We start from the raw sequence: 13,742 nt of genomic DNA, 5'->3' as shown, positions 1-13,742 counted from the left end.
CTTAGCTCCTTATTCGTCTACGCCGTATTTTTTATCTAACGTATTCATTTTGAAAACGTACACAAAAATCAAAGCCACAAAGGTATAAATCGCGCCTTGCTGGGAGAACCAGAAGCCAAGTTTAAACCCAAAAAAACGCACTTCATTAAGTACATCAACCAGTAATATGCCAAACCCGAATGACACGACAAACCAAACTGCTAATAATTTAAACAGCAGTGAAATGTTTTCCGCCCAATAAGCTTTTGCTTGTTCTTCATCTTTAAAAGCCATTTTTTATTTCCTCTTTAACACCGCAAAAAGTGATGTGTGTGTTTTGTTGTCTTCGTTAACCAATTTAGCAACGCCGTCTTAATATTGAATTGAGACCATAGTCGTAACATCAAATTAACGTTTACGTAAACTGGAGATTGGTAGTTGTTAAATATAAGTAAAAAACATTATTTATCATTGTGTTAACTATTTTCGCTAGGTTATTTTCGGTATTCACCTAAGCTATGTTGCAGATCTGCGACATTAGTCTAATAGATCAGCAACTTATTAAATTTCACTTACTAATCAAGAAGATAACATTAGCGGTGAAATAACTATAAAAATTGACAGCTCAAAACAAGGAAAACTTCTGGTATGGTGTGCAATAACAAAATAAAAATTGAATATATACATGACTGCTGCACTTATTTTTGTCGCTTTGGCGTACATTGGCATCTTATTTTGGTTAGCAAACTGGGGCGATAAGACCACCCCCTTAGCCAAGCGAATTAGCCACCACCCTTTTGTTTACTCTTTCTCCTTAGGTATTTATTGCACCTCGTGGACTTACTACGGCTCTGTGGGCACAGCAGCCACCAGCAGCTGGAGTTACTTGCCAATTTTACTAGGGCCTGCACTGTTGTTTTTTTTCGGACAAGGGTTTTTACGTAAACTAGTACTCGTGAGTAAAAAACAAAATATCACCACCATTGCTGACTTTATCTCAGCCCGCTATGGCAAGCGGCAAACCACCGCCATAATGGTGACTGTAATTGCCTTGCTGGCAACTATTCCCTATATCGCCTTGCAACTAAAAGCACTCAGTAACAGCTTTTTACTACTGCAAAGCGACAACAAAATATCCGGTTCAATGGTGGCGTTATCTGCCACTTTGATCATGGCCATGTTTGCGATTTTCTTTGGTACTCGCAAAGTGGATGTAACCGAATACCGCTCAGGATTAATGCTTGCGGTAGCGTTTGAATCGATGATAAAACTACTGGCTTTAGTGGCTGTAGCTGGTTTAGCTGTGTTCACTTTATATAACTTACCCAGTACCAGCGAACTACAAATTAAAGAATCGTTGTGGCAACACTGGAACAACTTTAACTTTTTGAGCTTTAACTTTATTGGTCAGTCATTAATGGCCGCCGCGGCCATTATCTGTTTACCACGTCAGTTTCACGTTACCGTGGTTGATAACCAAGACAAACGCCATTTATTTACCGCTCGCTGGGCCTTCCCGCTGTATTTATTGCTGACTGCGGCAATGATTTTACCCATAGCTACTGCAGCTATTCACCCTGAAATTGGCAATGGTTTCTCACCCGATAGTTTTGTACTGGCACTGCCACTCATGCATGACAATGTGCTTCTTACCACCTTTGTTTTTATTGGCGGTATATCCGCTGCAACTGCCATGATTGTTGTTGCAACGCTCACCCTCAGTACCATGATCTCAAATGATGTGGTATTGCCATTAATGTTGCGCCGTAAATTCAAACGTAACCTGATCACTAGCAGCTACAAACCACAAATACTCTTGGTGAGACGTTTTACAATTGCCGGTATTTTGATCTTGTCTTACTTTTACCAACAATGGTTTGGTCATGGTAAAGCATTGGCGAGCATGGGCTTAGTCGCTTTCTCACTTGTAACACAATTACTGCCTGCTATTGTGGGCGGTTTATACTGGCGTAAAGGCCATGCTTACGGTGTGTATGCAGGATTATTAGCAGGTTTGATCTGTTGGATACTGTTTTTAATGCTGCCAATACTCGATGCAGGTAACACCCTTGATACAGAGCTACAACAAACGCTGATCACCCGCGGTACTTTAATCGCTTTATTTGCCAATATAGGTTGTTACATTAGCTTTTCATTAGGGGCTGATGAGCGCTTAATCGATAAAATTCAAGCAGCCGCTTTTGTAAACCCTAAAGAGCAAGCGGTACTGGCAAGGCGTTTAAACAAAAATGTAAAAGCCACTGTCTACGATTTTAAAGTGCTGCTGCAAACCTTTTTAGGGATTCAACGTAGTCAACAAGTTCTCGCGCATTTTTCGCTTACCCATCAACTTGATGATAATAATACACACCCTGATCCTGAGTTTATCGCCTACTGCGAACGTGCTTTAACTGGCGTATTGGGTGCCTCCTCGGCGCAAGCACTTATTCACACGGTGGCCTCGGGTAAACGCATGGCATTTGAAGAGGTGGTTAACTTTTTTGATGAAACCACTCAAGCTCTGCAATTTAACCAGAACCTACTCTACACCTCACTAGAAAACCTTAGTCATGGTATTTCTGTTGTCGATAAAGAGCTAAACCTCGTAGCATGGAATAAGCGCTACGCAGAAATGTTTAGCTATCCCGCGGGATTTTTAGAGGTAGGCCAACCAATTGAAGATATTATTCGTTATAACGCAGAGCGCGGTGAATGTGGCCCAGGTGAAATAGAACGCCAAGTAGAAAAACGCGTACAACATTTAAAAAATGGCAGTTCGCATCACTTTATTCGTCATCGTCGTAATGGCTTAGTGTACGAAATGATAGGTAATCCACTGCCCGACGGCGGCTTTGTAACCAGCTTTTCAGATATCACTACTCACATTGCCACACAAAATGCGCTTGAAGAGGTCAATATGGATCTGGAAAACCGCATTGAAGCCCGTACCCAAGAAATTCGTACCATCAATAAAGATCTTGAAGCGCAAATAGAAAGCCGCGTCCAAACGGAGCAAGCACTCACTTTAGCAAAACGTGAGGCAGAACAAGCAAATGACAGTAAAACCCGCTTTTTAGCCTTAGCCAGTCACGATATTTTACAACCCCTCAATGCCGCTCGTTTATACCTTGCTGCCATTGATGAAAAGTCGCTGACTGATAACAATATTAATAACTTTGAAAAGCTCGGCGCCAGTCTCGATTCAACGGTACATTTAATGTCAGCATTATTAGAAATAGCCAAATTAGAGCAAGGTGCAATGGCTCCTACCCCACGTCACTTTAGTATTGATGATATTCTGGCACCACTGCGCAACGAGTACGCTATTTTATCCAGTGAAAAAGGCCTAAAGCTCACGGTTCGCAGTGCACAACATATTGTCCACAGTGATATCACCTATCTGCGACGAATTGTACAGAACTTAGTATCAAATGCGGTTAAATATACCAATTCAGGTAAGGTGTTAGTGGCGTGTCGTAAACGCAAACATCACCTTCGTATTGAGGTTTGGGACACAGGTCCCGGTATTAGCGAGGTAGAGCAAGCAAAAATATTCAACGACTTTTACCGCGTGGAAGCCTCTGACAATAAAGGTGTTGGTCTTGGTTTAAGTGTGGTTAAGCGCATGGTTGATTTACTCTCAATTCGTTTAGATGTGCGCTCAACACCACAAAAAGGCAGCTGTTTTAGTATCGAAATACCTTATGGTGAGAGTCAGTTTGTACAACAAAAACTGGCAACTAACAGTTTGTTTGAACATCGCTCTGCGATGAATATCATCGCCGTTGATGATGACCCTGAAAACCTCAATGCCATGGCAAGCTTATTACAAAAGTGGCAGGCTGATTATCAGTTATTTGATCAAGTAGAAAGCGTGCTGGAATACGCACAAACGCACAGTGCACCGGATGTTATATTAATGGACTATCAGCTTGGTCACGCACATGACGGTATTAGCTTAATAAAAGCCTTACGGGAGATTTGGCAAGCCAATGTGCCCGCTATCTTGATCACCGCAGTGCGTGACGTAGAGCTAAAACAGGCCACAAAAGCTGAGGATATTCATTACTTATCCAAACCAATAAAACCAGGGAAATTAAAAGCACTGCTGAATCACAGTACGTGAAGTGAAAATTTTCAAAGGGATATATACCCAAGCCACCTCAAGATGCGAGCGTCATTGGAATTAAAAGCGGTTTAGGCAAGGCATTGATTGCAAAGAATGGTGATTCCCTTGTTAAAATCAATAACGCAGTATAAATCGCTTTTAAACCAACCCGCTGGGCGTTTCACAGGCACTTACTCTCATCGTTGTTCCTTCTTAAAAGGGACTGATTCTTGCAAAGTAACGCCTTGATATTAAGCACCTGTGAAACGCTGAATTCTGCATATTGAGGTGGTTTGGGTATAAACGCCTCTTAAGTATTTATAAATACTTAAGAGGAATAAGATCATCACTAATCGCATTATAAAAATCAGGCTTTATGGCGTTTAGATCTATCACATCAACTAGGTAGGGTAAGTTTGATTCACTAAACGCATTTTTAAGTTTAAAAATAACGGTGTGTTCAATTACTTTGTTTTTAGCTTTTAAGGCCAAATCTAGATCAGAATAAGTTCTAGCAGTATTTTTAGCTCGAGAGCCAAATATATATACATCTATTCCTTTATCACTTAAATTTTGCTTTTGTAAACAATCTTCTATGATTTTTAAGTGTTGCTGTTCAATCTGCATTTCTACGCTCAAGCTCTGCTAACAGGTGACTGGCATCGATAAAAAAAGCTTTTGCAGCTTGATAGACCTTTTCAGCAACCGCTTCATCATAGGTATGGGAAGTTGTGTTTCGCGCAATATGGTATTCAAACCAAGGAAGAGGGTCATTTATTAGTTGCTTATCAGCGGCTAATCTAAATAAATCTTTACGACTTAGTGGCGCGAGTGTTTCAGCGCCCATGTCTTCAACTAAGTAACGGCGGAGCATCTTCCAAGCAAGCTCATAACTGTATTCAAAACGCTGAATAACACTATCTCGAATAAATTCATTTTTGGGTTGCTGCAACGCCAGTTCTAATGACGAAAGTGCTTTACCAAATGGTGTTAAAATTAACATATCAGCCTCAATTATTTTTTACTAGTTTAATACAGCCAAGCAATTTACCCAAGCACATCTCTATGGTTAGTCTTACTCCTGAGCTTTTGGAACAACCAGCTCAAGCCCACAAGCGATAGCCCTAACCCAATAAATGATACCGCTTTGAGTAAACCAGTTAGGCTTGCCATATCAATTAAAAACACTTTCACTATCACCGCGCCAAGAATGCCTAAACCAACTTTTTGTAACAGCAGCTGCTGTTTCAAATGTCCTGCGACCACGACCAACGCCCCCAGTATTAACCAAATGATCGAGTAACTGTATAGCTCGGCGTCACTGGTTGCTTTATCAAGGTAAATAAAGCCACCCTGCCAGTATTGGCGGATCAATGTATTGATTGCCAATACAGCTAATAAACCAGACCCAAGTAGCACTATTTGGTTCAATTTAACATTTAAAGGTTTAACTAAACTTGCTAACCACGCTACCAGCAGGCTCGGGGCTAACCAGGTGAAAAGCAGCCAGTTAAATAACGGCGTTTCCCCTACATATAGACGTACTAATAACGGATTATCATGCAGTGTTGTGTTTATTAACAATAAGCCCGCTAACCCAGATAAGCTCAGGCCGGCTGTGCGGTATAGCTTACCCAACTGCCCAGCAGTTCGTGCACGATATAAATAAACGCAACCCAGTGCAAGCCAGTTACAGCTAAGTAATACTTGCTCATAAAAGCTTAGAGAAAAAAGCTGAGGATAATGCCCAACCAATTGATAGCTCGTTTCGGTAGTGATAAATAATGCCAAACAATGCAGTGCAGCGCCTTCTAGCCATATTTTCATCTCTGTTTGTTGCCATTGTTTGGCAGCAAACCAAAACAATCCAATAGCAATGGGGTAAACCACTATGCTCCAGTGTAATGCTAAAAAGGTTAAATCGGTATCGTATACCCATGGCGCAAAGGTTAGCCTTGTAAGCACCACGGCGACTAATACTTTAATTGGCCAGTGCGGCATTGGCACTTTGTGACGTTTAACGAGAAAACTAATAACCAACACTTGAATAGCCAACGCAAGCGTTAAACCACTATCGGCAAGTAACATAGTTAAACACAGCGTAATGTTGGCATTAGTACCAAGCCAATAACTAAACTGTTGCCATTGTGTGCGAGCAGCTTGCGCACGCTTAATGAGTACGCCACTGCCCAGAAGCAGTATTACAGTCCATAATGAGTAGGCTACCGCTAAATCTTGCGCTGGGGTTAAAGTGTAAAGCGTAGCAATGAAGGTAAACATACTAAAGGCGGCCACTAAGTGAAAACTTAAACGTTTGTAGTAACGCGCGCCAAAATACAGCCCGTATAAACAAAAACCAATGCCAAGCAATAAACCAAGTCCATAGATATTTTTGAATATGAATAAATGGTCGTGGCTATCAATGTGATAAGCGTGTTGGCTGACTACCAGCAATACGGCAATTAACAGCGCTAGACCTTGCCATAGATCCCAACGGCTATTTTGCAGCACTAAAAATAGCAGCATAACAATTAAACACAGCAGCACAATTTGCCATTGTACACTTGCCATAGAGATTACTATGGTGATCAATAATGGCACCACAATCGCTAACAATAATGGATGATCTGGCTGTAATTTTAATAACCGCTTTAAACTATGTGGCCGATACTCCAATAAACGCAGGGTTAACCCTAAACGCATCATCGCGATTAAACCAATAATTGATAGCAGTGCAAAACCACCTACTAACCAATATTGAGTCGGCTTTATGACACTCAGCGCTACCCAATACCAGCCAATATGCCCTGCCCAAAGTAAATACCACAACCATGACCGTTTTACCTTTTGTGCCACTAACACTGCTGACAAAGTCACCAAGCCAATATACATCAATAATGCCACTAAGTTACCGCTACCAGTATTCACCCAGATTGGCACGCTGTAAGCACCAACAATACCTAACACAGCGAGCAATGGTCCTAAGCGCAGTGCCATAGAACTTGCAGCCAGAGCAATAATAGCCAGCATCACAAAAGCAACTGTTGGGCTTAACATCGCATAACTTGAATAGGCAAGCAGGGTTAAAGCAAAGCAGCTAATAAACCCACCACCTGCCAACGCTGCAGGAACGTAGTTATTAAACCCTTCAAAAACAATACCTTTTCGATGTAAGTATTCAGCCCCTGCAATTAACGTAACACCAAATAAACCACCCAATGTGAGTCGTAATGTTGGCGATAATAACCCCGCATCTAAGCTATATTTCGCTAAAAAAATCCCACCAAAGGCCAACGCGACACCGCCAATCCAGGTCATCCAGTTTTGTTGAAACTGAGTTTTTAATTTATTAACAAAAAGATCAATAGCGGAAGGAGAAGATGGTTTTTCGCGGCCAGTGACTGTTGTTTGCGTTATGACTGCATCTTGTTGTTTAACGACATTGACATGCTGTGATTGTACTGGCTCAACGTGCGATTGTACTGTTTGTGTTGCACTGTGAGCTTGTTGTTGACTGCTCTTGTGAGCTATAACTGCCTGTAGTTGTTTTTTTAAAAGTACAACCTCTTGCTTTAACGTACTGACTTTAGTTAAAGCAACTAAACCTGCAATCGAGCCTGCAACCACAACTAACGATAAAATGACTATGAGCCCTATGACATCATCCATTTTTCAATCCTTGACTACTTTTAATAGTTCCTTATAGCGTAAAGTGTATTGAAAATATACCCAAAAAATCTCAGCCTCACCGCGACAAGGCTGAGATTAATATCAGGCTATTCTACCGAATCAGTAACGGTACGTTCTAGCGTCATTTTATAACCTGTGCTACTTGTTTCATCATGCTCAAGAATTAAGATGTAATTACCTTCTTGGCTAAAGTCCATATCACCCTGTTGCATCAACACAATTTGCTGGCCATTATCTTCATAAAGCACATAGGTAGTATAAATTTCATTATCAACAACTTGGTCTTCTTGGTCGTATTGATCAATGCCATCAATAATATTTTTCGCATCATCAACCGTTTCACCATTGAGAGTAAATACTACATCAACGTTACTAATTTCTTGTCCTGCGTAACTATCTAATAAGTTAACAACTGTTACTTTATGACTGTAGCTACTCGGGGTTAAGCTTTCTTTCACCGTCATCATCCGTGGACCGTAATCTTTGTCATTATAAAAAATGCCAACATTGCTTTGTTCACGCTCAAGAGTCAGTAAAAAGTTATCGACAATTTTGCTACCTGTTTCATCTAACATCGCAATACTGTAGCTGTTAGGATCAAGCTCAATATAGTTAGAATACGTATCGTTAGTTGTTACATCTGTGGTACTGGCTTGTGAGCCTCGCGTTGCACTAAAGCTAACTTGTGAATAATCATCAATGGTATTGATAAAGCGTAATTGCCCCTGCGCATTCTGGTGCTTAAGTGCAGTAACACTATTGCTTGAAGTAACAACATCAAGGGTAATACCGTTTTCTTCGGTGGCGTAACTTGGGCGGATCATCACTACATAGCTTGCCTCGTCATTCAAATACACGGTGGCTGACTCAAACAACACATCTGTGCTACCACTTTGCGTTAAATACAAGGTGTAATAACCCTCGTCAAAGCTTTGTAACGCTAACTCATTTAAATAAGTGGGAGAAGCAATAAGTTCTGCAGTCTCAAATAAGCCATCATCATTTGCTAAATACACGTCGAAACTCAAGTTTTCGCCAACGATATTAAAAAAGCCTAAGTTAGCTGACCCCTCATCACCGCCTGTAGGCACACTTAGTTCACTGAATGTCGGCTCTGAAAAATCGCCATTCATTACCCACAGCTGGGTCATATCATCTTTGACCGTCACTGTTTGCTCGCTGATCGTAATATAGCTGTCATTTGCATCTACATATTCAAAGCTTACATCGTAGCTATTAGTGCTGTAATTATGGCGCGTCGTTACATCACCAAAATCAGTACCCGAACGCTCAGCATCATCAATGAATAAACGCGTGTATGGGCTATTATAAGAGCCATTATATAATTGAATGTAACCACTTTGACTCGAGCTTGAATCGTCACCCGAACACGCAGTTAGAGTTGCAATTAGAGAAGTTGTTAGTGCAGTTTTAAATAAAGGGCCTTGCATGGAATCAATTCCTTATTGTTAATAGTTTGAATTCGACCCTTAACAAAAAGAATAATTCCATGATTTACAAAGCATTACCTCTGCTTACAGTTATTTACGAATTCGTAAATAACTGTACAAATGTGCAAACAATGCACACGTTTAAAGTCCATAAAACAAACAAAACCCTGTACTAGCAGACTGAATTATTGTGACATTTAACGAGTACGTTTAGCGAAGCTAAAATGGCCTTCTTCTATAACTTTACCACTTAAATCTCGCGGCGTAGTATAAAAGCTTACACCCAAATTATTTGCTTGATTATCAAGATTAATATGGCTAAACCCCCAGACAAAACTTTTTGACCACAGCAAATCATACTCAGGGTATTGGCGCTCTTGATACTGTGCAAATGGCGTATGTGTGCCACGCATTTTTGATGCAGCTCCTGAGATGATCAGCGGTAATTTACCAATACTATTACCTGAATCGAACTTTGAGCAATCATCGGTAAGTAACTCTAAATCATGCTCGTGGCCAGCAATATAGCCGTCAGCATACTTACATAAGGTTGGCATCAATAATTTACGAAGCACATGACCTTCGCTGTATTTAGTGCCACCTATAGACCATAAAATATGGTGGCCATAAACCAACTTCCATTTCGCTGTCGAACTTGCAATACCTTGTTCAAGCCACGTAAGTTGGGCTAAATCTTCACCATTTTGAGGCCCTTCATGTTCATCATGAATTTCAAGTTCAGCTGTGCCATTTTCTATCGCTTGTTGTAAATCGCCTTCGCTGCCATCAGGGTTAAGCGGTACTTCATAAAAGGTTTGTCCTGCTAACAACATATTGGTATCAAGTACAAAAAATTCAACGTCGTTGCCCGGTTCACCCATTTTGTAGCTGTAATAACCATTTTCGCCCATAAAAAAATTCGGCTGCTGTGCCATCCACTGGGTTTGCAATGCCACGCCTTTACGCGAGCTTTTCCAATCGTGATTACCTAATGCTGAATACACCACCAAGTTAGGGTCTGCTAGAAATAACGGCTCTAATGGCACATAAACAAGATCATATAAGCGCTTCTGATCGTCTTTACCATCATCGGCATCGGCGCCATCTGGGTAAACGTTATCACCCAACTGAATTGCAAATTGGCAATTTTTGCTTTCACATAACTTAGCCATTGCGATACCAACAGCCTGCGCACCACCTTGCTCCGTAGCAATATCAGTATCTGGGTAAATATAAATAGGCGCATGATCAAATTCATCGCGCGGGCGATAATCTTCTAACCAATCAGCCAGCTCTGCTGCTATAAACTGCTGTTCATTTTTAGGATTGCTGATGTGCTTGGTTTTGGGATAGTCAACATGGTAACCACCATCTCCAAACGCTAAAAATTCAATATTACTCACAGCAGCTGTTGGTGTTGCATCTGTTGTTTTAGACGTACAGCCAACTGTGCCAAGGCAGGCGCTAAGAGCAATGCATAACGTACTTAATTTATTCATAATTCACTCAACAAAAGTAAGCCTGCAATATCAAGCAGGCTCACTGTAATAATATTTAACTAACTGATGCTATAAAGAAGAAAAGGTAAAACCTAGCTCAAAGGTACGTCCATAAGACTCATACTGATAGTTGTAAAGCTTATCACCATGATACAAGTACATAGGCTCATCGGTTAAGTTAGTAGCATTAAAGTACACATTCATAGTGTCGTTGAAATAGTATTTACTGCTAAAGTCCAACTGCATGTGACTATCTTCATAAACCGCCATATCCGCATCATCAAATTGGTAGCTTTCACTTTTATATGATGCGCTTAAACGCGTACTAATGGCATTATTTTCATAACCAACAATGATATTAGCCACGGTATCAGCTTGATTAGGTAGCTTATCATCAGCATCAATAAAGGTACCATTTGCACCAAGCACAAAGCCTGACTTAAAGGTTTTATTCCAGTTAAGCTCTATACCCGTTAATGACGCTTTGCCACCATTCACCATTTGTACTACTTCATCAAAACCATCCCAGTCACCGTTATCTTGTACTTCTTGTTGAATGATGAAGTTGTCGATATCTTTATAGAAAATGCCCGCCGATAACACGCCTATGGTGCCTGGGTAATATTCGATTGAGGCATCTAAATTCATTGATTCGTAAGGGTCTAAGTCAGGGTTACCAACCTCAGCTTTACGCTCGGTTACTTGTACGCCATCCTCTTCACTGGTTTCTGTTTCAATTAGTTGATATGCCGCTGAATCACTAAACGTGGGACGCGCTATGGTGTTGGTATAGGCAAAGCGCGTGACCAATTTATCACTCATGTTATAGCGTAAATTTAGGCTAGGTAAAAAATAGTCGTAATCTTTGCTTACTTGCCAAGGTGTGGTGGTAACCGTTTCAGTATCGTTAATATCATCAACCACTAACTCAACCTGATTGGCGCGAGTCTCAAATTGTGTACCTTCATAACGTACACCCGCAACAACATGTAACTTATCGATATCCATGCTGATCATTGCATAAGCGGCGGTAATATCTTCATTACTAACGTAGCTTTGACCATCTGATTCAACTTGTGACTCGTTACTATTGAAAGCAAATGATTGTTTATTTTCAGCTACAAATTTTTGCAGCGCAGTGCGGTTTAAACCCGGGCCAAAGTCACCTAAGTCATAATCTGGTACAGGTGCGGAGAAATCACTTGCTAATGCTCCTGAAAAATCACCGTCATAAATAGCAACGCGCGCATCATTGCGCTTTTCTCTGTTTTGCTGTTTAAAACCAAATTTAAACTGACCATTATTATTTTGCCAAACAAAATCACGGCTGAAGTCAACTTTAAAACTGATTTCTTGATCATCACTAACGTTATTCATCGCCTCTATTGTATCTAACTCAAATAGGCTTAAGTCATGAGCATCCGCTGATTGGCTAAGTAACGGAACATCAACTTGAGCGACATAACCTAAATCAAACCCAGAACCTGTAAACGCGGCATCAAGTCGATTTGGTTCTTTTTCTTCAGATTTTGAATAGCCGACATTATATTCGATAAACCAATCACTTAATTGATTCTCACCACCTAACACCATACTTAAAATGCTTTGCTCTTCATAACGATCTTTGGTGTTACGTGACATTTCCGCATCAGTGAAGCTAGCACTGCTCACCGTGCTTGCTAATTGCTTACCATCGCTAAATTTATACTCGTTTGATAGGCGATACTCATCATCCGAAAAGTCACTATACAAGGTGCGTAAGTAATATTTATCTGTTGCACCACTGTGCAGGTCTAAATTAAGGGCTGCACCTAAACGCTCGCGTGTAATTTGGTAATGGCGTTGTTCAATTTCTTCTGCACCAAACATGTCAAAATCATCACCAGTCGCAGCGTCTTCAACTTCGAAGGTACTCCAGCCACTTCCAGTTTCAATATTACGCGAACCAAATTCACGTTTAGACCATGAAACCGCTGTAGCAACACCTAAATCAAGGCCGTTATCTAACTGGTAAATATTGGTGTAACTGCCCGATAACTTAGGACTCGTTTTAGATTCTAGCTCGTTATATGAACCCTGCGCGGTAAAGCTATAGCTTTCACCCGCTCTGTCAAAAGCACTCAAGCTTTTCACTTCAATCGAGCCACCAACAGCACTAGCATCCATGTCTGGGGTAACTGTTTTGCTCACTTCTAAACTTTGAATAAGTTCACTTGGTAATACATCCATCGCCACTGAGCGAACACCTGCCTCAGGAGAAGGTACATTTAAACCGTTGACGGTGACGTTATTGAGATTAGGATCAATACCACGAATACCCACAAAACGTCCTTCACCTTGGTCGCGAGCAATAAAGATCCCAGGTAGACGTTGTAGTGCTTCGGCCGCATTTTGATCTGGGAATTGACCAATCGAATCGGCACTGACTACTGACTTTAAATTATCAGCATTTTTTTGTCGGTTAATTGCCCCAGCTTGCCCTGCACTTTGGCCATAAACAATAATGTTATCGATGGCCTCTTGTTGCTCACCAATAATAATTTGCTGTGTAAACACCTGCGAATCCACCACCGTTATTTTTTGTTCTACTGATGGTGCGCCAATGTAGTCAACCACTAAGGTGTACTCACCCGCTGGCAATTTATTAAAAGAAAAAGAACCATCGCGGTTACTCACTGTATTGAGGTTTAACTCTTTCACCGATACTTTCGCACCACCAAAATACACACTTTGGCTGGCATCTGTAATACGACCTTGCACACGACCATCAGCTAATGCAGGTGTTGCATATAAAATTCCACAACACGCTAATGCAATACTCGACTTAATAAAAGGTGACGTTTTAAACGGGTTCATAATTGTTCTCTTGGTTGCTGCTATTGATTATGGTTTTTGTTTGCCAATACGTGGCTGGAGCAACACCCTAAGGGGCAATCATGAAAGAAATATGTCAGTCCCTAACGCAACACTGTAAATTCGTTGCTATTAGGTTTTTTTCAACACTAAAATAATCCC

The 13,742-nt window shown here is 40.9% G+C and carries 8 protein-coding genes; 1 reads left to right on the top strand and 7 read right to left on the bottom strand.

Features of this window, described 5'->3' with window-relative positions; genetic code table 11:
* Positions 1-9: 9 nt before the first annotated feature.
* Entirely contained in the window at positions 10-273 is a 264-nt protein-coding gene (locus tag PHAL_RS0111365) for a DUF4212 domain-containing protein (RefSeq protein ID WP_004586074.1), read from the bottom strand.
* 391 nt (positions 274-664) lie between these two features.
* Between PHAL_RS0111365 and PHAL_RS0111360 the strand changes: the two genes are divergently transcribed.
* Complete coding sequence (locus PHAL_RS0111360) at positions 665-4,105, top strand: PAS domain-containing hybrid sensor histidine kinase/response regulator (protein WP_016708530.1); 3,441 nt, start codon at positions 665-667, stop codon at positions 4,103-4,105.
* A 300-nt stretch (positions 4,106-4,405) separates the two neighbouring features.
* On the opposite strand, the gene PHAL_RS22995 is transcribed toward PHAL_RS0111360, so the two are convergent.
* The 6 genes from PHAL_RS22995 to PHAL_RS0111330 all read right to left on the bottom strand — a co-directional run bounded on the left by PHAL_RS22995 (position 4,406) and on the right by PHAL_RS0111330 (position 13,583).
* On the bottom strand, positions 4,406-4,714 hold the full coding sequence (locus tag PHAL_RS22995) for a nucleotidyltransferase family protein (RefSeq protein ID WP_016708528.1): 309 nt from the start codon (positions 4,712-4,714) through the stop codon (positions 4,406-4,408).
* Positions 4,704-5,090 (bottom strand): nucleotidyltransferase substrate binding protein, encoded by a 387-nt coding sequence (locus PHAL_RS0111350; protein ID WP_016708527.1) that lies wholly within the window; start codon positions 5,088-5,090, stop codon positions 4,704-4,706. Before PHAL_RS0111350 ends, PHAL_RS22995 begins: the two co-directional genes overlap by 11 nt.
* Positions 5,091-5,134: 44 nt before the next feature.
* The gene (locus PHAL_RS0111345) at positions 5,135-7,756 is read right to left on the bottom strand and encodes a DUF2339 domain-containing protein (RefSeq protein ID WP_016708526.1); all 2,622 of its coding nucleotides are present in this window, start codon (positions 7,754-7,756) and stop codon (positions 5,135-5,137) included.
* 107 nt (positions 7,757-7,863) lie between these two features.
* Positions 7,864-9,228, bottom strand: a complete 1,365-nt coding sequence (locus PHAL_RS0111340; protein WP_016708525.1) for a hypothetical protein — start codon at positions 9,226-9,228, stop codon at positions 7,864-7,866.
* Between the two features lie 197 nt (positions 9,229-9,425).
* Positions 9,426-10,727: a metallophosphoesterase gene (locus PHAL_RS0111335; protein WP_016708524.1), complete on the bottom strand. Its 1,302-nt coding sequence runs from the start codon at positions 10,725-10,727 to the stop codon at positions 9,426-9,428.
* Positions 10,728-10,796: 69 nt separating this feature from the next.
* Positions 10,797-13,583, bottom strand: a complete 2,787-nt coding sequence (locus PHAL_RS0111330; RefSeq protein WP_016708523.1) for a TonB-dependent receptor — start codon at positions 13,581-13,583, stop codon at positions 10,797-10,799.
* Positions 13,584-13,742: the final 159 nt, after the last annotated feature.

It is taken from the genome of Pseudoalteromonas haloplanktis ATCC 14393, from assembly GCF_000238355.1.
Taxonomy (GTDB): Bacteria; Pseudomonadota; Gammaproteobacteria; order Enterobacterales; family Alteromonadaceae; genus Pseudoalteromonas; species Pseudoalteromonas haloplanktis.
Note: the sequence above shows the minus strand (reverse complement) of the source record. Positions and strands in the feature narration are given on the sequence as shown.

Coding starts and splice junctions, on each gene's coding strand:
- PHAL_RS22995 (WP_016708528.1), bottom strand. CDS start 4,714: ATGCAGATTGAACAGCAACACTTAAAAATCATAGAAGATTGTTTACAA.
- PHAL_RS0111340 (WP_016708525.1), bottom strand. CDS start 9,228: ATGCAAGGCCCTTTATTTAAAACTGCACTAACAACTTCTCTAATTGCA.
- PHAL_RS0111330 (WP_016708523.1), bottom strand. CDS start 13,583: ATGAACCCGTTTAAAACGTCACCTTTTATTAAGTCGAGTATTGCATTA.
- PHAL_RS0111350 (WP_016708527.1), bottom strand. CDS start 5,090: ATGTTAATTTTAACACCATTTGGTAAAGCACTTTCGTCATTAGAACTG.
- PHAL_RS0111335 (WP_016708524.1), bottom strand. CDS start 10,727: ATGAATAAATTAAGTACGTTATGCATTGCTCTTAGCGCCTGCCTTGGC.
- PHAL_RS0111365 (WP_004586074.1), bottom strand. CDS start 273: ATGGCTTTTAAAGATGAAGAACAAGCAAAAGCTTATTGGGCGGAAAAC.
- PHAL_RS0111345 (WP_016708526.1), bottom strand. CDS start 7,756: ATGGATGATGTCATAGGGCTCATAGTCATTTTATCGTTAGTTGTGGTT.
- PHAL_RS0111360 (WP_016708530.1), top strand. CDS start 665: ATGACTGCTGCACTTATTTTTGTCGCTTTGGCGTACATTGGCATCTTA.